This window comes from Archangium violaceum (assembly GCF_016887565.1).
Classification (GTDB): Bacteria; Myxococcota; Myxococcia; order Myxococcales; family Myxococcaceae; genus Archangium; species Archangium violaceum_B.
Genome location: NZ_CP069396.1, coordinates 6,263,459 through 6,286,109, shown reverse-complemented (window position 1 = coordinate 6,286,109; position 22,651 = coordinate 6,263,459). Strand labels below are relative to the sequence as shown.

At 67.9% G+C, this 22,651-nt stretch carries 18 protein-coding genes; 9 read left to right on the top strand and 9 right to left on the bottom strand.

The window, feature by feature from the left end; genetic code table 11:
* Window positions 1-15: 15 nt before the first annotated feature.
* Window positions 16-1,575: a hypothetical protein gene (locus JRI60_RS25260; protein ID WP_204228436.1), complete on the bottom strand. Its 1,560-nt coding sequence runs from the start codon at window positions 1,573-1,575 to the stop codon at window positions 16-18.
* Between the two features lie 257 nt (window positions 1,576-1,832).
* Between JRI60_RS25260 and JRI60_RS25255 the strand changes: the two genes are divergently transcribed.
* The 3 genes from JRI60_RS25255 to JRI60_RS25245 are packed head-to-tail and all read left to right on the top strand — an operon-like array spanning window position 1,833 to window position 4,517.
* Window positions 1,833-2,651: an ABC transporter ATP-binding protein gene (locus JRI60_RS25255; protein ID WP_204228435.1), complete on the top strand. Its 819-nt coding sequence runs from the start codon at window positions 1,833-1,835 to the stop codon at window positions 2,649-2,651.
* On the top strand, window positions 2,648-3,430 hold the full coding sequence (locus JRI60_RS25250; RefSeq protein WP_204228434.1) for an ABC transporter permease: 783 nt from the start codon (window positions 2,648-2,650) through the stop codon (window positions 3,428-3,430). The genes JRI60_RS25255 and JRI60_RS25250 overlap by 4 nt, the downstream gene beginning before the upstream one ends.
* 34 nt (window positions 3,431-3,464) lie before the next feature.
* A complete protein-coding gene (locus JRI60_RS25245; protein WP_204228433.1) occupies window positions 3,465-4,517 on the top strand; it encodes an ABC transporter substrate-binding protein in 1,053 nt (350 codons plus the stop codon).
* Window positions 4,518-5,192: 675 nt separating this feature from the next.
* On the opposite strand, the gene JRI60_RS25240 is transcribed toward JRI60_RS25245, so the two are convergent.
* Window positions 5,193-5,351, bottom strand: a complete 159-nt coding sequence (locus JRI60_RS25240; RefSeq protein WP_204229513.1) for a hypothetical protein — start codon at window positions 5,349-5,351, stop codon at window positions 5,193-5,195.
* A gap of 18 nt (window positions 5,352-5,369) precedes the next feature.
* Entirely contained in the window at window positions 5,370-6,242 is an 873-nt protein-coding gene (gene tesB, locus JRI60_RS25235; protein WP_204228432.1) for an acyl-CoA thioesterase II, read from the bottom strand.
* Window positions 6,243-6,592: 350 nt separating this feature from the next.
* Here tesB and JRI60_RS25230 point away from each other — a divergent pair, with 350 nt between their 5' ends.
* Window positions 6,593-7,156, top strand: coding sequence for a hypothetical protein (locus JRI60_RS25230; RefSeq protein WP_204228431.1), 564 nt, complete (start codon window positions 6,593-6,595; stop codon window positions 7,154-7,156).
* A 12-nt stretch (window positions 7,157-7,168) separates the two neighbouring features.
* Here the strand turns inward: JRI60_RS25230 and JRI60_RS25225 are convergent, their stop codons facing one another.
* From JRI60_RS25225 to JRI60_RS25200, 6 genes are all read right to left on the bottom strand, one after another.
* Window positions 7,169-7,615 carry a protease gene (locus JRI60_RS25225; protein WP_239470717.1) on the bottom strand — a complete coding sequence of 149 codons (447 nt, stop codon included), beginning with the start codon at window positions 7,613-7,615 and terminating at the stop codon, window positions 7,169-7,171.
* A 226-nt stretch (window positions 7,616-7,841) separates the two neighbouring features.
* A complete protein-coding gene (locus JRI60_RS25220; RefSeq protein WP_204228429.1) occupies window positions 7,842-8,942 on the bottom strand; it encodes a M35 family metallo-endopeptidase in 1,101 nt (366 codons plus the stop codon).
* 223 nt (window positions 8,943-9,165) lie between these two features.
* Window positions 9,166-11,400: a xanthine dehydrogenase family protein molybdopterin-binding subunit gene (locus tag JRI60_RS25215; protein ID WP_204228428.1), complete on the bottom strand. Its 2,235-nt coding sequence runs from the start codon at window positions 11,398-11,400 to the stop codon at window positions 9,166-9,168.
* Entirely contained in the window at window positions 11,397-12,392 is a 996-nt protein-coding gene (locus JRI60_RS25210; RefSeq protein ID WP_204228427.1) for an FAD binding domain-containing protein, read from the bottom strand. The genes JRI60_RS25215 and JRI60_RS25210 overlap by 4 nt, the downstream gene beginning before the upstream one ends.
* Window positions 12,389-12,925, bottom strand: a complete 537-nt coding sequence (locus tag JRI60_RS25205; protein ID WP_204228426.1) for a (2Fe-2S)-binding protein — start codon at window positions 12,923-12,925, stop codon at window positions 12,389-12,391. The genes JRI60_RS25210 and JRI60_RS25205 overlap by 4 nt, the downstream gene beginning before the upstream one ends.
* 191 nt (window positions 12,926-13,116) lie before the next feature.
* Window positions 13,117-14,304 (bottom strand): phage capsid protein, encoded by a 1,188-nt coding sequence (locus tag JRI60_RS25200; protein ID WP_239470716.1) that lies wholly within the window; start codon window positions 14,302-14,304, stop codon window positions 13,117-13,119.
* A gap of 105 nt (window positions 14,305-14,409) precedes the next feature.
* Between JRI60_RS25200 and JRI60_RS25195 the strand changes: the two genes are divergently transcribed.
* The 5 genes from JRI60_RS25195 to JRI60_RS25175 all read left to right on the top strand — a co-directional run bounded on the left by JRI60_RS25195 (window position 14,410) and on the right by JRI60_RS25175 (window position 22,648).
* On the top strand, window positions 14,410-16,206 hold the full coding sequence (locus tag JRI60_RS25195) for a discoidin domain-containing protein (RefSeq protein WP_204228425.1): 1,797 nt from the start codon (window positions 14,410-14,412) through the stop codon (window positions 16,204-16,206).
* A 178-nt stretch (window positions 16,207-16,384) separates the two neighbouring features.
* The gene (locus tag JRI60_RS25190; protein ID WP_204228424.1) at window positions 16,385-17,980 is read left to right on the top strand and encodes an acyl-CoA carboxylase subunit beta; all 1,596 of its coding nucleotides are present in this window, start codon (window positions 16,385-16,387) and stop codon (window positions 17,978-17,980) included.
* Window positions 17,981-18,596: 616 nt separating this feature from the next.
* Window positions 18,597-20,141, top strand: coding sequence for an IS21 family transposase (istA, locus tag JRI60_RS25185; protein WP_204220288.1), 1,545 nt, complete (start codon window positions 18,597-18,599; stop codon window positions 20,139-20,141).
* A 127-nt stretch (window positions 20,142-20,268) separates the two neighbouring features.
* On the top strand, window positions 20,269-21,009 hold the full coding sequence (gene istB / locus JRI60_RS25180) for an IS21-like element helper ATPase IstB (protein ID WP_204220289.1): 741 nt from the start codon (window positions 20,269-20,271) through the stop codon (window positions 21,007-21,009).
* A 754-nt stretch (window positions 21,010-21,763) separates the two neighbouring features.
* Entirely contained in the window at window positions 21,764-22,648 is an 885-nt protein-coding gene (locus tag JRI60_RS25175; protein ID WP_204228423.1) for a hypothetical protein, read from the top strand.
* Window positions 22,649-22,651: the final 3 nt, after the last annotated feature.

Genomic DNA, 22,651 nt, shown 5'->3' with positions numbered 1-22,651 from the left:
TTCTCCCGGGGTCCGCTACCAGTGGAAGGTGGTGCCCACCCCGAGGGTGAGGCCGGAGTGGTTGATGTCGCGCAGTTGGTAGCCCACGCGGCCGGTCACATCGAGCCAGGGCGTCACGGAGCGGCCCACGGTGTAGATGAGGCGCACGCCGAGGTCCTCGCCGATGGGCTCATTGGTGACGACGACCTCGGCGCTCATGGGCCAGCCGCGCACGGCGTCCCAGGCGAGCGCGAGGCTGGCGCGCTGGCCGATGCCCGCGATGGTGGCTCCGCGGACGAGCAGGGACGTGCCCATCTCGCTGCCGATGCGCAGGCCGAGATCCAACCCGCCCTTGAGGCCCTCGCGGTTCACACCGGCGCTGCCCTTCACCAGCATGGAGAGCGAGGGATGGAGGCGCAGCTCCAGCTCGGAGAAGCCATAGGTGTAGCCCACCAGCTGGCTGGGGCCGCCCGTGTCGAGCAGCTCGCGCCGCGTGCCGGTGCCCCGGTAGCTGCCGAAGCCCACGCGCACCGCGTGCAGCGCCGTCTGGACGCGGTAGAGGAAGTCCGCCTCGAACAGGTTGTAGACGTCGTTGCCCTTGAAGCGGTTGAAGTCGACGTACTCGTCGCTGACGCGCACCCGGCTGCGACCGCGGAGCTCGAGGCGCTCGTCGCGCGGAGGCCGGCGGATGTCGATGTGCTGCGGACGGGTCGCGCTACCGGCCGCGGCGAGCGTGGTCCCCTCGGGATCCACGGCCTCGACGTAGTACTCGACGGCCGGCACCACCGCCGCGCCCTCGGGCAGCGTGGCGCGGAAGTGCCCATGGGGCTCGGCGCTCATGTGCACGGTGCGGAAGGTGGGCGAGCCCCGCTCGCGCCAGTGCACCATCGCCGCGCGCGGCGTGGGACCGGCGAGGCTCGACATGCCGATGGTGAGGGGCTCATCGGTGAGCGCGCGGGAGGGAGCACTCACCTTGAGGACGGGCGCCACCGCGGCGGCGGGCACCCCGGCGGCCGAGGCCGACGCGGGGGCCTCGCGCAGGAGCGCGATCTCGGAGCGGATGGGGCCGGCCAGGTCCGTCTGGGGCCAGGCGGCGAGGAAGTCCTCCCAGACCCTGGCGCGCTCGGCGGGCGGGAGCTTGAGGGCGGCGTTCCACGCGGTGCGCAGGGCGGTGCGCTCGGCGTCGGACGGACCCCCGGTGGAGGGGGCGAAGGCCAGGGGCGCCTGCGTGGGAGCGGCCGGAGCGGGCGTGGAGGGGCGCTCGCGCGGGGCGGGTGGGCTCACGGGCTCCACCTCATCCCCCACCTCCAGGCGGAAGAGGAGCTCATCCGGGGCGGAGATGCGCGAGAGCGTCTCGCCGGCCTCCAGCACCTCCACCTCGCCCAGGAGGAACCGGTCGCGCATCACCTTGCCGGTCGCCGGGTGGCGCGCCTCGACGACGCGGTAGACGCGCAGCCTCTCACCGGGCCGGGTGGCATCCGCGCGCCCGAGGTCGACGAAGGCGTCCGCGCCCTCGATGCGCAGGACGTATGCCGGGCGCATCGCCGCGAGCGCGGGAGCGGACAGCAGCAACAGGAGGAGGAACGGGAGCCTCATCATCACCTCTGGGTGACCCGACGTGCCGGGCCAGGCGCCCCAGGCGTGGGGCACCCCGCCCCCCTGCGTGCTTCGTGCCAACTTTCGAGCAGAGAGGAAAATCTCCGCTGGGAAGCGGTGCCGCGAGCCCGGCTCCGGCGCGGGGACTTCGCGTTCCCTGTGCACCGGGGTTCACATCTGCGCAGGAGCGAGCAGAGCGGTTTCCGTACATGGGGGTTGGCCGCCCGGGAGCGGGCGGTTAGAAACCCATTCCCCACATGGCTCCACCCGGCCCGGTCCCTTCCACACCTCCCCCACTCGATGATGGCAAGGGGGGCGTGCGCGTGCAGGTCGCCAACCTCCGGCGCACCTTCCCGGGAGGCGTCTCGGTCCTGGACGGGATGACCCTGGACATCGCCGCGGGCTCCTTCGTGGCCCTGGTGGGCCCCTCCGGCTGCGGCAAGTCCACGCTGCTGCGCCTGGTGGCCGGACTGGACCAGCCGGACGCGGGCACCCTCTCCTTCTCCCCGGCCCTCGAGCGCACCCGGGATACCCGCGCCCCCATCGCCTACGTCTTCCAGGACGCGCACCTGCTGCCCTGGCGCTCCGTGCTGGACAACGCGGCCCTGCCACTGGAGCTGACGGGGGTTCCGGCCACGGAGCGCCGTGAGGCGGCGCGAGCGATGCTGGAGCACGTGGGACTCGGCGATGCCACCTCGCGCTACCCGGCCGAGCTCTCCGGCGGCATGCGCATGCGCGTCTCCCTGGCCCGCGCGCTCGTCACCCGGCCCCGGCTGCTGCTGCTGGACGAACCCTTCGCCGCGCTGGACGAGCTGACGCGCAACCGGCTGGACGACCAGCTCCGCGTGCTGTGGCGGGAGCTGGGGATGACCGTCCTCTTCGTCACCCACTCGCTCTCCGAGGCGGCCTACCTGGCCGAGCGCGCCGTGGTGCTGTCACGGCGGCCAGCGCGCGTGATGCTGGACCATCGGCTCGCCCTCCCCGTGGAGCGAAGCGCCGCCCTGCGCGCCGAGCCCGACTTCGCCCGGGAGATCGGCCTGCTCCACCGAGCCCTGGAGCGAGGAGAGTCCCTATGAAGACCGAGGCCCTCCGTTCGGCCCTGGCCCCGCTGGCCGCGCTCGTCATCCTCCTGGTGCTGTGGGAGTCCGTGACACGCCTGCTCTCCATCCCCGTCTGGCTGCTGCCGCCCCCCTCGGCCATCGCCGCCGCCGGGGCCCACGATGCGTCGACCCTCCTGGGCGCGGCGATCACCACGGGCCGCTCGGCGCTGGTGGGCTTCGGACTGAGCGCGGTGGTGGGGGTGCTGGCCGCCATCGTCCTCGCCTCCTCGCGGCTGCTGGAGCGAGCGCTCTACCCGTACACCCTCTTCCTGCAGACGGTGCCCATCGTCGCCGTGGCGCCCCTGCTGGTGCTGTGGTTCGGCCCGGGGGCGCGCGCGGTGGCCATCTCGTCCTTCATCGTCTCGCTCTTCCCCGTCATCGCCAACACGCTCAGCGGGCTGCGCTCGGTGGAGCCGCCACTGAGGGATCTGTTCCGCCTCTATGGCGCGCGCCGGTTGGCCAGACTGTGGAAGCTGGAGCTGCCCGCGTCGCTGCCGCACCTGTTCACCGGCCTGCGCATCGCCTCGGGGCTGGCCGTCATCGGCGCCATCGTGGGGGAGTTCGTCGCCGGCTTCTCCGAGGACGCCGCCGGCCTGGGCATCCTGGTGCTGTCCGCCTACCGGCAGCTGCGCACGGATCTGCTCTTCGCCGCCGTGCTGGCGGCCTCGGTGCTGGGCCTGGTGCTGTTCGGCGCGGTGAGCCTGACGGGCTCGCGGCTGCTGAGGCGCTGGCACCCGTCGGCCTCGGGCTCGTGAGGGCCGTAACCATTTCGTGTGGAGGGAACCGCAAGTGAGAAGACAACTCGTCGGATTGTTGGGATGTGTGGCGCTGCTCGCGGTGGTGGGGGCATGCTCGCGCTCGAAGGAAGGAACGAAGCAGGCGGAGGGCAAGGACGCGGGGGGCGGCGCACAGGCAGCGGCCACCGCGCCCGCCACGCCCGTCCGGGTGAAGCTGGCGCTCAACTGGGTGCCCGAGCCCGAGTTCGGCGGCTTCTACGCCGCGCGCGAGAAGGGCGAGTTCACCCGGCACGGCCTGGAGGTGGAGATCCTCGGCGGCGGGGCTGGCGTGCCCGTGATGCAGATGGTGGCCTCGGGGCAGGTGGAGTTCGGCATCGCCGGCGCGGATGAGATCCTCACCGCCCGGACGCGGGGCGTGGATGTGATTCCGCTGTTCGCGGTGTACCAGACGTCGCCGCAAGCCATCATGGCCCACGCCTCGCGCGGGGCGAAGGGCATCAAGGACGTGCTCTCCTCGGGCACGGTGGCCCTGGAGCCCGGCCTGCCCTACGCCGCCTACCTGAAGAAGAAGTATGGCTTCGACAAGGTGAAGGTGGTGCCCTACGACGGGGGCGTGGCGCGCTTCGTGGCGGACAAGAACTTCGCCCAGCAGTGCTTCATCACCTCGGAGCCCGTCGCCGCGCGCAAGCAGGGCGCGGATCCCTCGGTGTTCCTGGTGGCCGACGAGGGCTTCAACCCCTACGTGGCCGTGGTCATCACCCGCCGGGAGTTGTGGAAGCAGCAGCCGGAGCGGGTGAAGTCCTTCGTGGCGGCGGTGCGCGAGGGTTGGCGCGCCTACCTGGAGGACCCGGCGCCGGCCAACGCGGTGATGGGGAAGCTGAACACCACCCTGGACGCGGAGACCTTCGCGGCGGCGGCGCAGGCGCAGAAGCCGCTCATCGAGACGGAGGAGACGAAGGCCAGGGGACTGGGGACGATGAGCCGTGAGCGCTGGGAGACGCTGGGTCAGCAGTTGGTGGACTTGGGTCTCATCGAGAAGGCGCCGGCCGTGGACGAGTTCCTGCTGCCGGAGTTCACGGGGCCGATCCCCAAGACCTCTCCGTGAAACAGAGGGCGGAGGGGCGTGTGTATATGTCTCGCGAACCCTCCGCCCCAATCCCTATCACCAAACACGCAAACACAGACACAACAAACCAAAACAAACAACAAAAGACATACACCAACAACAGAAGTCAAATCCAAACAACAAAACAAACACAAACAAAACACCACATCCACAAATCAAACACATACAACAAATGCTTGAAATTAAATGTATTAAATGTCAGGAATAAAACCAGGCCCGACACACATACACACCAATCATGCCGAAATGTAGGCATGGCACCACATTCCCTCAGGGGTGGCGAAATGTAGGCATGACATGCCATCCCGATGCGTGTCTGTAAGGGTCGAGAAATGTAGGCATTATATCCGAGGCAGAAGGCCTCGGACCGAGTGACGGGCGCTCGACACTCACGAAAGCCAGCCTCGCGCACAATGTGGGCACAACAGTCCACATAGGGCACAAAAACCTACACCCGGGGTTGCACGCCTTCATGCACACCTAAGATGGGTAAATATCAGGAAATGTAGGCATGATATGCCTACATGGGCCTACCTGAAATCGTCGTGGCCAGCCTGGATTGAGCATGCTGGCAGGCAAGCGGGAGGGCGCTTTCCAGTTCGACGCCCTCGAGACCGCCTGACTGCCTCCCCTCCCCGTCCGACGTGGAGCCGTCTACTTGTCGTCCTTGGGAGGGTTGGCGTCTCCCTTATCCGACTTCTTCGACTTGTCCTTGAGCGTGCCCAGGCTCGAGCTCCACCACTCCGGGGCCAGGAGCAAGAAGACGCCGCCAAACACCAGAATGCCCAACAGTGACACCACCAGCACGTCCATGGACTCCTCCAGGGCTGCTCAGCGCCCGTCCTGGCGCAGGCGCATGAGGCCCTCCTGGGCCACGGACGCCACCAGCCGTCCGTCACGGGAGAAGATCTGCCCGCGCGCCAGGCCTCTCGCGTTGCCCGCCCAGGGGCTGTCCATGACGTACAGCAGCCAGTCGTTCACGCGCACGTTGCCGTGGAACCACAGGGCGTGATCCAGGCTCGCCATCTGCATGTTGCGCTTCATGAAGCTGGCGCCGTGCGGCTGCAGCGCCGTGGTGATGAGGTTGAAGTCCGACGCGTAGGCGAGCACGTACTTGTGCACCTGCGTATCGTCCGGGAGCGGCCCGTCGGCGCGGAACCACACGTACTTGAGGGGCTCGCCCGGCTTGGGGTCGAACGGATCGTACTGCGTCACCGGGCGGATCTCGATGGGCTTGGGGCACAGCAGCTTGTCGCGCACCCGCTCGGGGATGAGGTCGGTCTTGCGCCGCAGCAGCTCGAGATCGCTGGGGAAGCCCTCGGGCCCGGGCACCTCGGGCATCTTCGCCTGGTGGTCGAACCCGGGCTCGTCACCCTGGAAGGAAGCCATCAAGGTGAAGATGGGCTGGCCCTTCTGGATGGCCGTCACGCTGCGGGTGGTGAAGCTGCCGCCATCTCGCACACGCACCACCGTGTAGACCACGGGGAGGCTGGCATCGCCGGGGCGCAGGAAGTAGCCGTGCAGCGAGTGCACGTGGCGCTCGGAGTGCGTCACCGTCTGGCTGGCCGCCGACAGCGCCTGGCCCAGCACCTGTCCTCCGAAGAGCTGGTGGTAACCGAGGTCCTGGCTCCTTCCGCGGAACAGGTTCTCCTCGATGGGCTCCAGCTTCAGGAGCTCCAGCAGATCCTCCAGGACACGACTCATGCCTTCTCCTTGCCGTACGGCGAGACGATGGGCTCCGGAGGCCCGGAGCCGGCCCGCTTTATGGAGGAAACGCCGGGGCTCCGCCACTGAGACGCGCTCGCACCCGGGCGGACCAGGGGCGCGAGCGGCCCTGATCGGCCGACCGCCCCTCGTCCCGGGAGTCGCTCCGGGGGGCAGGCTGCCGAGCCGGTGGGATGTCACGAACGGGAGGATGCCGGGCAGAGGCGGCGAAACGCGGCTGTTCGACGAGGACCGTCAGGACGGACCGTACACTGATCGTCCACGAGCCCCAGGGGCCAGGGACCGCGGTGACCGGAACGTCCCCATTGCCCGGAGAGGAGATCTTGTCCATGCGAATCCTGGTGGTACTCAGTTGCTTGATGGGACTGTTGGGAGCCCTCCCGGCGCGGGCCGCCGCGACCGCGGACGTGTTCGGCCGGGAGATCCCCCTCGGCCAGGGACGGCCGGCGGTGGTCCTGTACGCCAACCGGGACACGCGCGACGTGCTCCGCGAGAACGCCCTGCGTTTCGCCTACGAGCTGCGCCGCGAGCACCCCATCGTGGTGGTGCATGTGGACCTGCGCGGCATCCCCGGCCTCTTCATGGGCGCCGCGAGCAAGGAGATCCGCAAGATCCACCACGATTCGCTCGAGCGGATCCGCAAGCTCTTCCGCGACCAGGGCCAGCAGCCGCCCGCCGACCTGGAGGACTCGCTCTACATGGTGGCCGACTCCAACGGCGCGCCCCACCGCGAGCTCGGGCTGGAGAAGGGCTTCCGCCAGGTGCTCGTCCAGGCGGTGAGCCCCTCGGGCCGCGAGCTGGCCCGGGGTCCCTTCCCCCAGGCCGCCAAGGCCATCGGCCAGGCCATCGAGTCGCTCCCTCCCCGGCGGCTCGTCAGCTCCATCTCCCGCTAGCGGGCGCCGCGCTCAGGGGGCGGTGATCGTCGTCTCGACCGCCGGGCACTGCACAGGCATGGGCCGGAACTGATCCATGATACGAGGCACGTCCGCCTGCTTGTCGGCCACGTCCAGCAACTCGTTGCGGAAGGCGATCCGGTAGCGCCCCGGCTGCGTCAGCTCGTAGGCCAGGGACAGCTCGACCTTGGCCTCCACCGACGCGCCGGGCGCGATGGCAACGTAGCTGTCCGCGCCCGGATTGGCGCGCTTGGCCATGGGCCCCTGGTAGGGAATCTCGGTGCCATCGCGGGTGATCGCGAAGTCATTGCCGAGCAGCCGCCCCTCGAGCGGCGTCCGCCACTTGAGCACGAACAGCGGCTGCGCCGTGCGGTTGGTGAGCTGGAAGCGCGCCTCCACCGGCTGACCCGCCTTCAAGGTGGGCGGCACGCTCAATGAGCACTCCAGGGTCGTCGCCACGGCCGGGTTCTCCTTCTGCTCGGGAGCCGGCTTCTGCTCCGGGGTCGTGTTCCGCGGCGTACATGCGTTCCCGCCGAGTGCCAGACAGCACAGCGCGACCCAACCAACGTGTCCACGAATCATAGACGGATGCTCGCCTCCAGGCGGTGCCCGGAAGGGGCACACGCGGAAAAGAAAAACGGGAGCGTCGCCGCTCCCGTTTCCCAACCACCTACCCTAGCCGAGCTTACGGCAGCGAGGGGGTGTTCTCCGCGAAGTACTCATGGTTGTCCGCGTTGTCCAGGGCCTGGGAGGCGCTGGACTTGGCCAGGCTCTTGGCCGCGCTCTGGCCGTAGGCGTGGTCATCCGTGCCGGCCACCACGTTGAAGTGGCTCATCTCGTGCACCAGCGTGCCCGCCTTGGAGTCCGTGCCCGTCGCGGGGGCGCTCCAGAAGGCGTTGCACACGTAGATCTTGTACGGCTGGGCCGGGTACACGTAGGCGTAGTAGCTGTCGGAGCAGCTGCAGTCGACCACGATCGCCGCGTTGGCGAAGGCGTTCTTGATGTTGGTGAAGTGGCTGCGGGCCGTGCCCACGTTGGTGGTCGAGTAGGTGCCGAACCAGGTGGTGTAGCGCGAGGTGCCCGAGGTGATGCCGTTGAGGTAGGTCGACGCGTTGTTCGCGTACGTCCTGGCGTTGGTCACCGCGGTGCTGATCGACGACTGCTCCGAGCTGGTGCAGGCGCCGGAGTACGACAGGGCCTGGGCCGACACGGTGCCCTGGGCCTGGAGCTCGGGCTGGCCGCTGTCACGGCCCTCGATCCACAGGTTCACCAGGTTGGAGTCGAGCTGGGCGGCCTTGGAGAGCAGCGCGCTGTGCTGATCCAGCGAGCGCGCGGCGTAGCGGATGGTGTAGCTGCCGGACTCGGACAGGTCATACATGCCCGACACGGGCGCCGAGCCCGTCAGGCTCTCGCCGGGGGCCAGGGTGATGTAGTCCTCGGCGGTCGGCGCGGCGCGCTTGATCGCGGGGCCGATGTACTCCACGGGCTCGCCGTTGCGGGTGACCTCGAACAGACCCTCCTTGAGGTGGCCGTCCGGGACGTAGAACTTGAGCAGCTGCACCGGCTGGGACGAGGTGTTGGTGAAGGTGACCGACACCGCCACGTCCTCGCGAGCGCTCAGCGACGACTTCGCCACCGACAGGCTCACCGCGACCTCGCCAGCGGCCTGGTCCTGCATCACGGAGCCGTCCTCGCCCTCCGCCGGAGCGCCGCACGCGCCCAGCAGGGACACACCGACGATTCCGCCAACCAGCCACTTGAAGTTACCGCGAAGGTTCTTGCTCACGCAGGACTCCCTTTCTGGATCAGGACCGGTAGCCACGAGGCCACCCCGGTAAAAAGGCTTATAGCACAATGAGTGGTTTCATTCATATACCCGTTTAGATTGAGAAACATGACTTGAGCTCAAACGGATCAATTCGTGCCGGCTGGAAAGACGAAGGGCCCGGAGCCGACTCGCGGCTCCGGGCCCTTTACAGGCATGTCGCTACTTGTGGATCCAGATGGAATCAAAGCACCTTGTCGAGCGTGATGGGCAGGTCGCGGACGCGCTTTCCGGTTGCGTGGAAGATGGCGTTGGCAATGGCCGCCGCGACGCCGACGATGCCGATCTCACCCAATCCCTTGGCCCCCAACGGATTGACGACATCATCGTGCTCCTCGACGAAGAGCACGTCGAGCTCCCCCACGTCGGCGTTCACGGGCACGTGGTACTCGGCCAGATTGTGATTCATGAACCGGCCGAGCTTCGGGTCCATGGCCGACTCCTCTTGAAGCGCCATGCCCAGGCCCCAGACGATCCCACCGAGGATCTGACTTCGAGCCGTCTGGGGGTTCAAAACGCGCCCGCCCGCGATGGCGCTGACGACGCGGGTCACCCTCACCGTGCCAAGCGCCTCGTCGACCTTCACCTCCACGAACACCGCGGAGTGCGCACAGCGCGTGTACTGGTTCTGCTTCGCCAGATTGGGAATGGCCAGTGCCTCCTCCTCGAGGCTGAGGACTCCGCCGTGCCGCATCGCGTCCGTGATGGACACGGACCGCGAGGGCTCCCCGGACAGGTGGATCCGCCCTCCGGCGAACGTCACCTCCTCCAGGCTCGCCTTCGCGAGCGGCGAGCCCTCCACCTTCCGGGCGAGCTCGAACACCCGCGCGCGCACCTTCTCGCAGGCCAGCTTCACCGCCGAGCCGACCGATGACACGGTCCATGAACCCCCCTCGACGGGTGACGTGGGCAGGAGGGAGTCCCCGAGGGAGAACGTCACGTCCTCGACCGGCACGCCGAGCGTGTCCGCGGCGATCTGCGTCATGACCGTGTAGGTGCCGGTGCCGATGTCCGAGGTGGCGCTGCCGACCGTGAGCCGGCCGTCGATGCTCAACACGGCCCTGGCGCTCGCCTGTTGCTGCATCGCTTCCCAGATGCCGGTGGCCAGACCCCAGCCGATGAGCTGCTTGCCGTCGCGCATCGAGCGCGGGGTGGGATTGCGTCCGGCCCAGCCGAAGCGTTCGGCGCCCTGCCGGTAGCAGGCCCGCAGCTCCTTGCTCGAGAATGGCTTGTCCTCGTTCTGGTCCCGCTCGGCGTAGTTCTTGAGACGCAGCTCGAGCGGATCGATGCCGGCCTTGTGCGCCAGCTCGTCCATCGCGCATTCCAGCGCGTAGACACCGACGACCGCTCCGGGCGCGCGCATGTCCAGGGGCGTGTAGTTGTCCAACGCGACGAGCTTGTAATCGAGCCGGACGTTGTCGCACTGGTAGAGCAGGCCGGACCAGTTGACGATGATCTCGACGTAATCCTCGAAGCGGGACGTCTCGGCGACGGCCTCATGGATGATGGCCTGGAGGGTGCCGTCGGACGACGCGCCGAGCGCGACGCGTTGCACCGTCTCGGGCCGATGGCCGAAGGTGAACATCTGCTGGCGCGTCAGCGCCACCCGGACCGAGCGCTTCAACTCGCGCGCCGCCAGGACCGCCAGGAACAACTGGTATTGCGGCCGCAACCCCGAGCCGAACGCTCCGCCGACGAAGGGCGACAGCACGCGCACGCCGTCCTTGGGGAGGTTGAACACCCGGGAGAGGTATTTCTGGCAGTTCTGGACGCCCTGGGTCTTGTCGTGGACGGTGAGCACCCCGTCGTTCCCATGGAGGACCGTCGACGCATGCATCTCCATGGGGTTGTGGTGCTCGACGGGCGTCGAGTACTCCGCGTCGACCTTCACGGCGGCGCGCTCGAAGGCCTTGTCCGCATGACCTCGGGGCTTCGGGGGTGGTTCGAAGCCCCCCTTGTCCTTGCCGGGCGCATAGGCCTCCTGACGCCGCGAGCGCAGCTCCGTCTCGTGTGGCTGGGTCTTGTACTCGACCCGGACGAGTGACGCCGCGTGGAGGGCGAGCTCGAGCGTCTGGGCGACGACGAGCGCGACGGGCTGTCCGCTGAACAGGATCTCGTCATCGTAGAGCGGCCGGAACGGCGAGCCGGAGGGCGCGTCCTCGTCACGGTAGCTGCGGTCGAACCAGGCCACGTGCGGCCGGTTCTCGTGCGTGAAGACGTGCAGCACGCCCGGGAGCGCGAGGGCCTCGCTCGCGTCGATCTTCTTGATCCGTCCCCGGGCGATCGTGCCCGACACCACGACACCATGCAGGAGGCCGGGCTCGCTGAACTCAGCGGCGTACTTCGCCTGACCCGTCACCTTGGCGCGCCCGTCGACACGGCCGAGGGGCTCTCCGAGCGGAGTGGATGACTTCGTCATGAGGGCTGCTCCATCCCGGTGGCCTGGGCCAGGGCTCGCACCACGGCCCGCTTCGCCAGATCGATCTTGAAGGTGTTGTAGCCGAATCCCTTCGCTTCCCGGACGATCGCCTCCCCCACGGAATGGAAGAGCTCCACGGTGGCGCGCTGGCCGTTCAGCATCGACTCGGCGGCCGTGTCGCGCCAGGGCTTGTGGGCCACGCCACCGAGCGCGAGCCGGGCCTGCTGGATCCGCTCGCCATCCATCTCCAGTGCGGCGGCCACCGACACGAGCGCGAAGGCATACGACGCCCGGTCGCGGATCTTCAAATAGGTATGGTGTCTGGCGAAGCCCTTCGCGGGCAGGTCCACGGCCGTGATGAGCTCGCCTTGCCGCAGGTTCGTGTCCAGGTGAGGCGTGTCACCCGGCAGCCGGTGGAACTCGGAGAACGGAATCGTGCGATCACCGTCCGGCCCGGTCACCCGAACAGTCGCGTCGAGCGCCGCGAGTGCCACGCACATGTCCGACGGATGGGTGGCGATGCACGCGGCGCTCATGCCCAGGATGGCGTGGATGCGGTTGAAGCCGTTGAGCGCGCCACAGCCGGTCCCGGGCTCGCGTTTGTTGCAGGGCACCCCCGTATCGTAGAAGTAATAACAACGCGTGCGCTGGAGCAGGTTTCCGCCCGTGGTCGCCATATTGCGCAGCTGGGACGTAGCGCCGGAGAGGATCGCCTTCGAGAGCAGCGGATAGCGCCGCTCGACGTGTTCGTTGTAGGCGACGTCCGAATTGGTGACGAGCGCGCCAATCCGCAGGCCACCGTCTCCGGTCTCCTCGATCCTGTTCAGCGGCAGCCGCGTGATGTCGATCAGGTGGCTGGGCCGCGAGACGTTCTCCTTCATCAAATCGAGGAGATTGGTGCCACCCGCGATGAACCGGGCCGAGTCATTCCGCACGCTCGCGTTCACGGCGCTGGCGACATCCGGGGCGCGTTCGTAGGAGAACCTGTTCATCGCGCCGGCCCCTTCCCGCTCGCGCGCATCGCCTGCTCGATGGCGGCGACGATGTTGGTGTAGGCGCCACAACGGCAGAGATTGCCGCTCATCAGCTCGCGGATGTCGTCCAGGGTCCGGGCCTTGCCTTCGTTGATCAACCCCTGGGCGGAGCAGATCTGCCCTGGCGTGCAGTAACCACACTGGAAGGCGTCGTGCTCGACGAAGGCCTGCTGCAGAGGGTGGAGTGTTTCACCCGAGGCCAGCCCTTCGATCGTCGTCACCTTCGCACCGTCCTTCATGACCGCCAGGGTCAGACAGGAATTGATGCGCGTGCCGTTGACGAGGACGGTGCAGGCTCCGCACTGGCCGTGATCACAGCCCTTCTTCGTGCCGGTCAGCGCGAGGTACTCGCGCAGCAGGTCGAGCAAGGTGGTCCACGGCGCGACCTCCATCCGCTTCTCCACGCCGTTGACCTCGAGCGTGATCTCCACGCCCGAGGGCGATCCAGCCGGCACCGCTCCGGCGGCCACGTCCCGCGAGGAAGGATTCATGAAACCACCCTCCCCGCCCCATCCAGGTTCTTCGCACGTCGGGTTCGCATGAGCACGCGGCAAGGTAGCGGCGAGGGACACGGACGGTCGTCGTGACGGAAGGGGCACGTGTCCAAGTGCCGGATACCGCACCGAGAACGGGCGGCGGACGTCCCCCTGTGAACGAACGTGTCAGCTCGACGAACCGGGGCTCACGGCCGGTGCATCACGCGCTGGTTCCCGAAGAACGCATCGATGGTCACGATGACGTCGTTGGCGCTCCGCTCGAAGAGGCCAGGCGTGTAGTTCTGGGTGCTCCCGGTCCAGATAGCGCTCGTCCCCGACCAGGTCTCGAAGTTCGTGGTCGTGCTGACATACCCGACGTGGCACTGCCGCTGCTCCGGGGGCGTGCTCGCGAGATCGGGCGCCGTGGTCTTGTCCTCGTCGGTGCAGAAGGCGACGCCCACGGGGCCATTGCCCACGCGAATGGCATAGGGCGCGTAGGCGTTGTAGCGCCGCCCGGTTCCCGCGTGGATTCGCGACTGGTAGACGGTGCGGCGCAGCGAGTCGTCCCAGGTCTTCCCGCCGTCCCACGATTGGGTGGCATGAATGACGTTGGCGCGAGCGCCACCCGTCGTGAATGGCTCGACGCCCTCGGCGACGACCATGAGGCGATCCCCGCCCAGTTGCACGACGGTGGCCATCCCCTCGCGGGACAGCGCGCCGGCCGCCTTTTCCCGCGAAACGGTGACGACGCCGTACGCGGTCCAGGGGCCAGTCCTTCCCACGCGGCCTTGCATGGCGATCCACTGGTGGCCGGGATAACCCTTCGCCGCGGCCAGCTCCTCGGAGTCGTAATAGACCTGGAGGTCGCCATTCGCGCGGAGGAAGAGGAACGGCGCGCCGACGAAGCGGGAGACGGGGCCCACGACGGTGCTGTCGTAGACCCAGCTGTCGCCATCGTTGTCGCTCCGGGTGACGGTGATGCGGAACTGACCGTTGCTGTGCTCACGGAAGGCACAGAAGACGGTGGTCGTGCCGGGGATGCGGAGCATCGTCACATCGCCGAAATCGACGGATGGGTTGTTGGCCACGGAGCCGCGGCGGAACCAGCTCGCGCCGTTGTTGCTGCTCGCCCAGACTTCGATCTCATGTCCGGAGCTCCGAGGCCCCAGCAGCATTCCATCGGAGCGGCGGATGATGCTGCGAATCGGCGCCGGGCCGCTGGCCTGGAGGATGGTCCAGCCCGCCCCTTGAAGGGCTTCTTCATGGTGTGTGCCGGGTCCAGCGATGCCCTCCGCCTCCTCGGAGGGACCACACGCGGAGAGGAGCGCGGTGAGGAGGATGGAACAGACGAACAAGCGCTGGGATGGGACGAAGGAGAAGGAACGAGGGTTCATGATGGAGGGCGAGTGTAATCAGGGAATTGACACTCCGCGTGATAGATCGCGGCTCCCGCGAAACGATCGCGGTGAGCAACTGAAGACACACACGGGAGGAGACCTATGTGGTTCCATGAACGCTGGCGCCTGGTGCTCGGGATTCTGGGAGTGATGCTCACGGGCATGATGCCCGGGCTCTCGGCAGCCCAGAGCGGGAGCACCGGTCCGCGATACTTTGGCTACTACGCCAGTGCCGCGAGCTGGGTGGGCACCGGCAACTACACGGCGGCCACCAGCGATCACGCCAACGTCACCTGGATCGCGTACCCTGGCCTGGGTGACAACACCGCGGCCGTGAACTGGCACCTCGAACGCCTGCGGGAAGCCCAGGGCCTCGGCATGGGCGGCGTGCTGGATGTCACCGGCCTCTTCTTCGACCTGGGCAACACGACCAGAGCCCCCCGCTATCTCCGCTCCGACTACCTGACGCGCTGGCAGAACTACGCCAACCAGATCGCGCCCTACCTCGGGTCCGTGACGGCTTTCTACCTCCTCGACGAGCCCTACCTGCACGTCCGCGGTGACAAGGCCGGTATCCGCGACGCCATCAACACGGTCGCCCAGGCCATCAAGGCCCGTTTCCCCGGCAAGCCCGTCGCAGCCATCTTCGACTACGCCTCCATCCAGGACGATGGCACCACGTATCCTTCTTTCGAGGCCGCGGGCCTTCCCTCGGAGCTCGATTGGCTCGGCGTGGACTGCTACTACACCGGCTCCACGTTCGAGTCGTGCGGTGGCCGCTCACTCGTCTGGTACACGAATCGGCTCAAGCAGAAGATGACGGCCTCGCAGCGGCTCATCCTCGTGCCGCAGGCCGCGTACTTCGGGACCCAGAGCCAGCAGTCCGCCGCCCTCGCCGGCCAGACGTCCCTGCTGTGCCGCATCGAGAAGGAAGTCTCCCTGGCCCTGGGAGATCCCCGCTTCATCGGCATCTTCCCGTTCACCTATCAGTCGCAGCACCTCGACTACGGTGGCGGCATCCGCGAGGACTGGTTCGGCCCGGAGCACCTGCCGCTCGTCCGTCGCCAGTATGCCCGCATTGGCAATCACGTCCGTTCCGGCACACCCCTGCGCGCCCATCCCTGCGCGGTGTCCGCGTCCCAGACCTACGCGGGCACGTCGCCCGAGAACGTCGTCGATGGGGACTCCAACACCGTGTGGAACGCGGGCGCGGGCGCCAGCTCCGGGACGGGACAGCGGCAGTGGATCGAGCTGGACCTCGGGGAGCGCACGACGGTGACGCGGCTGCGGCTTCAGGTCGAGCAATTTCCCGCCGGGCCCACCCACCACGTCATCTATGGCGGCCCCACGCCCAATCCCCAGACGGAGATCGGGCGCTTCCAACAGTCCACCCAGTCGCTGCAATGGCTGGAATTGACGGGAACACTGCACGACATCCGCTACGTGCGCATCGTGACGGTGGACAACCCGTCGTGGGTGTCCTGGCGGGAGATCGAGGTGTACCGCTCGGTGCCGCCCTCCCGGGTGTATGCCCTGCCCGTGGCGGCCTCCAGCAACGACAACCTGACCCTGCTCGATGTGGCGGACGCCAACCTCCAGACCCTCTGGCAGAGCGGAGGCTTCCCCGCGCGATGGGTGGAGCTGGACCTGGGCCAGGTCATCACCGCCCGGAAGATCCGCCTGCTTCCCGATCAGACGCCGAGCGGGTACACCGTGCATGAGATCCGTGGGGGCGCCTCGCCCAACCCCACTACCCTGCTCGGCACCCTGAGTGGAACGACTTCGACGGGCCAGTGGATCGAGCTGAACAGTGGCGTCGGTGGCATCCGCTACCTGCGAGTACTCACCACCGCGAGCCCCTCCTGGGTGTCCTGGTGGGAGATCGAGGTGTATCGCTAAACCAGATGGGGTAAGTCCTTCAGGGAGGTCCCGGGCGCGCTTGGGAGCAACTGGTCTGACTGTCAGACCAGTTCGTCCAGAACGCGCCCGGCAGGTGCCCTGTCCTTTGGGGATGCCTCAGGGACTGGACGGGACGGTTTGACCTGTCCGCGCGACCCCCGGGCGCTACAGTGCGCGCATGAGTGACACGAAGGGTCCTGGGGACAAGCCCTCTCCGGCGGAGATCCACCCCGAGCTCGCGCGGTTGCGTGACCGGCTCGGGGCCATCTCGGATGCTGGCCGTCCGGATGCGGTGGCCCGGCGGCGCAAGACGGGTCAGCGCACGGCTCGCGAGAACATCGAGGACCTCGTCGATCCGGGGAGCTTCATCGAGTACGGCGGGCTCGCGCTCGCGGCGCAACGCTCGTCCCGCTCCCTGGAGGACCTGGTCCGCGCAAGCCCCGCCGATGGCCTCGTCTGCGGACTGGGGACCGTCAACCACGCCCTCTTCGACGAGGAGCGGGCGCGCACCCTGGTGATGGCCTACGACTACACGGTCTTCGCGGGCACCCAGGGCCTCGTGGGGCACAGGAAGCTCGATCGCATGCTCGCGCTCGCCGCGCAGGGGCGCCTGCCGGTGGTGCTCTTCGCCGAGGGCGGTGGTGGGCGCCCGAACGACACGGACACGCACTCCGTCGCGGGCCTGGACACACCCAGCTTCCTGTCCTTCGCCGGGCTCTCGGGCCTCGTGCCGCGCGTGGGAATCGCCTCCGGACGCTGCTTCGCCGGGAACGCGGCATTGCTAGGGTGCTGCGACGTCGTCATCGCCACGGACAACAGCAACATCGGCATGGGCGGGCCCGCGATGATCGAGGGCGGCGGGCTCGGGTCGTTCGCCCCGGAGGAGATTGGCCCCGCGGACGTCCAGACGCGCAACGGTGTCATCGACGTGCGTGTGCGCGACGAGGCCGAGGCGGTGGCCGTCGCCCGGCGCTACCTGTCCTACTTCCAGGGCGCGACCGCTCCCGGCCCCTGTGCCGACCAGACGGCGCTGCGCGAGGCCCTGCCCGCCAACCGCCGCCGGGCGTACAAGATCCGGCCCCTCATCGAGACGCTCGCGGACACGGGGTCCGTGATCGAGCTGCGCCGGGACTTCGGGCGCAGCCTGGTGACGGCGCTCGTGCGCATCGAGGGACAGCCGCTCGGGCTCATCGCGAACGACACCTTCCACCTGGGCGGCGCCATCGACGCGAACGCCTCGGACAAGGCCGCGCGCTTCTTCCAGCTGTGCGACGCCTTCGGGCTCCCCCTCGTGTCGCTGTGTGACACGCCCGGATTCATGGTGGGGCCCCAGGCCGAGACGACCGCCCTCGTGCGCCATGTCTCTCGGATGTTCGTGAACGCGGCCAGCCTCTCGGTCCCGTTCTTCACGGTCGTCCTGCGGCGGGGCTACGGACTCGGAGCGCAGGCGATGGCCGGAGGACACTTCCGCGCGCCGTTCTTCATCGTGTCCTGGCCCACGGGCGAGTTCGGGGGGATGAACCTGGAGGGAGCGGTGCGCATCGGCATGCGCAAGCAGCTCGAGGCCATCGAGGATCCGGCGGCTCGCGAGGAGATGACCCAGGCGATGATCGCCGAGGCCCACCGGCGTGGAGAGGCGCTCAACATGGCCTCGCTCCTGGAGATCGACGCGGTGATCGATCCCGCGGAGACGCGCTCGTGGATCCTCCGGGGCCTGCGGTCCAATCCTCGTACGGTCCGTGAGGGGCGGCGCAGGTTCATCGACACGTGGTAGGCCGGCCCGCCACCCTTACGAGCACCCCTACGGGGAGACCCGACCCCGGGCACCGTCGCGGCACCCGGGGTCACACGATGCTCAGGGAACGAACTTCCACGTCTGGAAAGCCTCTTCCTGCGCGGCTACTCCGCCAGGCAGGCCTCCTCGTAATCCCACCGACCTTGCTCCCCACGGCGACTGCGCCGCCTCTCCACCGTCCTGGCGCTCCACTCGGCCGGCCCCCTTCAGCGGCCCTCCTCTACCTCTCTGCACCAGCCCTCTCCCTCAACAGGCCTCCCATCCATCTTATACGCCATCGCCCCCTGAGCACGGTGCACCAAACTCTGGACATGGAGTGCCGCACGCCAGTCTGCTCCGGCGCGGAGGACACCTGCGCGCGTCGGCCCATCGTGATCACCAGGATCGGAGCATCGTGATCAGCGAGATCGGAGCATCGTGATCACCGGGATCGGCCATCGTGCTCAGCGGGCCAAGGTGCCCGAGGACTACGCTGGAGGTCAGGTGGTTCGCCCTACGGGGCCCGTCGGCTGGTAGCAACCGGACGCGGGAGGGCGGGCGAGCCGAGCGAGCACGCTGGACGGCATTCGTCGACGGCCCTCCGCGAGGAGGGCCGATGGCCACGGAGCGACTGTCCATGCGTCACATACGAGAAGTGCTACGGCAGAAGTGGGAGCAGAAGAGAAGCCACCGGGAGGTGGCCAGCAGCCTGGGAATCAGCGCGGGGGCGGTGGGGAGCGTGCTGGCGCGCGCTGCGGCGGCGAAGCTGAGCTGGGAGCAGGTGGAGCAGATGCGGGAGGAGGAGCTGGAGGAGCGGCTGTATGGCGCCGTGCCGAAGCCCACGGCCCAGAGGCCCCTGCCCGACCCGGTGTACATCCACACGGAGAGAAAGAAGCCCGGCGTCACGCTGGAGCTGTTGCACCTGGAGTACCTGGAGAAACACCCGGAGGGGTACCGCTACACGCAGTTCTGCGAGTACTACCGGCAGTGGTTGGCCAAACACCGGCTCACCATGAGGCAGGAGCACCGGGCGGGAGAAAAGCTCTTCGTCGACTACTCGGGAAACAAGCCGCACCTGGTGGACGAGACAACGGGCGAGCGCGTGGAGGTGGAGCTGTTCGTGGCGGTGCTGGGGGCCTCCAACTACACGTACGCGGAGGCCACGCGCACGCAGCGAGGGCCGGACTTCATCGCCAGTCACCAGCGCTGCTTCGTGTACCTCGGTGGCGTGCCGGGAGCGCTGGTGCCTGACCAGCTCAAGAGCGGGGTGACGCGCGCGTGCCGCTACGAGCCGGGAGTGCAGCGCACGTACGAGGAATTCGCGCGGCACTGCGGCACGGTGGTGCTGCCAGCGCGCCCGCGCTCGCCCCGGGACAAGGCGAAGGTGGAGGTGGGCGTGCTGGTGGTGCAGCGCTGGCTACTGGCGCGGCTGCGCCACCACACCTTCTTCTCGCTGGAGGCGCTCAACGAGCGCATTGGCGAGCTGCTGGAGGACCTCAATAACCGAAAAATGAGGCTGTACGACGCGAGCCGGAGAGAGCTCTTCGAGCGGCTGGACAAACCGGCGCTGCGGCCGCTACCGGCCGAGGCTTTCACCTACGGCGAGTGGAAGCAGGTGCGAGTCAACATCGACTACCACGTGCAGGTGCACCATCACTTCTACTCGGTGCCGTACGCGCTGGTGCACCAGGTGCTGGAGGCGCGAGTGACGGCCACCACGGTGGAGCTGTACCAGCGCGGCGAGCGCGTGGCGAGTCACGTGCGTAGCGACGAGCGGGGCCGGCACACCACGCAGCCGGAGCACATGCCCAAGGCGCACCAGAAGCACCTGGAGTGGACGCCCTCGCGGCTGGTGCACTGGGCGGGCACCATCGGCCCCAACACCCAGAAGCTGGTGGAGAGCATCCTGCGCGAGCGTCCTCACCCGGAGCTGGGTTACCGCTCCTGCCTGGGGATACTGCGGCTGGCCAGGCGCTACGGCAACGAGCGGCTGGAGGCGGCGTGCACGCGAGCCCTGGCCGTGAGCGCCCGCTCCTTCCGGCACGTGGACTCCATTCTCCAGAATGGGCTGGACCGGCTCGCCCCACCAACGGACGAAGCGCAACCGGAGCTCGCCGCGCAGACGCACGAGAACGTGCGCGGCAGCGACTACTACCACTGACCCTCACGCTACCCACGAGCCTCGTGCGTGAGGGGCGCGCCGTCGCACTGCGTGCGCCGGCGCGCGACGACGAAGCTCTCCAACACCGCGGCACCCAAGCAGGTGCCACACACCCGAGGACAAGCACATGCTGAACGAACCGACGATGCAGAAGCTGCACTCCCTGAAGCTCTCCGCCCTGGCGGCCGAGTGGGAACGGCAGCAGAAGGACCCCGAGCTGGCGAAGCTGTCCTTCGATGAGCGGCTGGGGATGTTGGTGGACGCCGAGTGGCTGCACCGGGAGAACGCGCGTACGGCGCGCTGCCTGCGCGAGGCGAAGCTGCGGCTGAGCAGCGCGAGCCTGGAGGACCTCGACTACGCGCCCAAGCGCGAGCTGGACAAGAGTCTGGTGCGCCAGCTGGGCTCGTGCCGCTGGGTGGCCGAGCACCAGAACGTGGTGATTACGGGAGCCACGGGGACCGGCAAGACGTACCTGGCCTGCGCACTGGCGGAGGCTGCGTGCCGCAAGGGCTACAAGGCGCTCTACCGCAGAGCGCCCCGGCTCTTCGACGAGCTGACGCTGGCACACGCGGATGGCTCGTACGCGCGGGTGCTGGCGCGTCTGGCCAAGGTGGACGTGCTGGTCATCGACGACTGGGGGCTGGCTCCACTCAAGGAGCAGGAGCGCCGGGACATGCTCGAGATTCTCGAGGACAGGTACGGCAACCGCAGCACCCTCATGACCAGCCAGCTGCCCACCACGAAGTGGCACGACCACCTGGGGGACCCGACGGTAGCCGACGCTATTTGCGACAGGGTGCTACATAACTCCCATCGGGTCGTGTTAAAGGGCCCCTCCCGCAGGAAGGAGGAGTCTGCGGAGAAGTAGGTCCCCGGTCAGCGTCGCTTCGCTCCGATCACGATGACCGATCCAGGTGATCACGATCGACCGATCTGGGTGATCACGATGGCCGGAATACGCACGGTAAAGCCTCACCCATGCCCTCGTGTCCAGATGCCCCGACCCCAGATCCGAGGGACGCCAGTTGAGGCGCGAGCGACCTGGATGCCCGGTATCTCCCCCCGGCTATGGGAAAGCGGTCGCCTGTCCCGGCACTATCCGTGAGCGCGCGCCCGGCTGGCACCGTTACCGCCCTGGAGCCCTCCACAGCCCCGAATGCGGCTGACGTGTGCCGTTCCCTCAACCAGCCCCGAACCCCAGCAGCCGCGCCGCTGGAGCCTCCTGGCGCGGTCCAGGTGCGCGCCTCACCGTTCACCGGCCGGGGCCACGCGGCCGTGCAATATGGCGCCCTAGAGCCTTGCACCGCCCCAGAGCATGGGCGGCCCGCTGCGTTTGCGCTCGCCCTGGCCCGAGTTGCGACTGCGGCACCCTCGCCCCTTCTGTGCCCCCGACGCGCTCGTTCATAGTTGTCAGGGCGACCCTCCATACTCCGAGCGGCCCCGCCAGGACCCGCCAGGTCCTATCTCGAATGGAGGACCCCATGCGTTTCCGAGCCTGCCTTGTACTTCTGCTCTTGGCCTCAGCCTGCGCTAGCGCGCCCGCCCTGCGGTCGATGCCACGGCCCCAAGCCTTCGCGTCGACTCCCACCTCGGGTCCGCGCATCCGGCTCGTTTCCGCGCCGATGGAGCCGACACCGGAACGATCGTGGATTGGAAAGCCGGACCTGGACAAGGCCAGGGCACTGCTATCTCGGGCACGCCAGGACATCGAGCCGCGTCAATGGGAACAGTTGAACCGCAAGCTCACCGCAGCGGAACGGGCCTTCGAGCGCTTCTCGCGCGCCGCGAAAGCGAGCGGGCAAGCCGCCAAGGTGGTGAGGGGGGCGGAGGGCGTCGCGCAGGCGGGACGCGCCAGAACGCTGGCCGAATTCCTCCCCCGGGTGGGCCCGTTGCTCGTGGGCCTCGTCCTGCTCTACCCCTCCAGCACCGCTGGGCCGGAGATCGACCGCCGCCCGGAGTGGCTCGACGCTCAGGGGGAGTACGAGGCGCGACTGCTGGACGTAGCGGAGGAGTCACGGCGGCTCATGGAGGTATTTGAGCGTCAGGAAGCAGAGGAGGTCGTGCCGGACTTTGATTCGGATCCGGTTGCGGCAGTCAAGGCTCCCACCTCTTGGCGGACTGCGACCAATCCGGCGACGGGCAAGCCCTACACCAGTGTGGAGGAGTATGACCGGATTCCTCGCCATGCGAATCAGACCTGCAAGAACAGTCTGCTCGACACACTTCAGGCGGAGAAGGATAAGCTCAGCGCGTCAGTTCCCCCCTTCAATCCGAAGGCGCCCAACTCAAAACAGCTGGATAAGGCGCCGTGCTCTGCCATCCGGCTGCGTATCGAAGCTCTGAAGAAAATTGTAGATAAGCGATGGGAAATTCAGAAAAAATGCTTTGGAGGAAAGCCCGATGAGGGCCACAAGAAAATAATGCTCCAACTCGAACGGGCAGTCACAAAGGCCGAGAAGCTCGAAAAGGAGAATTGCGCTCCGGGTCATCCGATGGCGGATAAATAAATT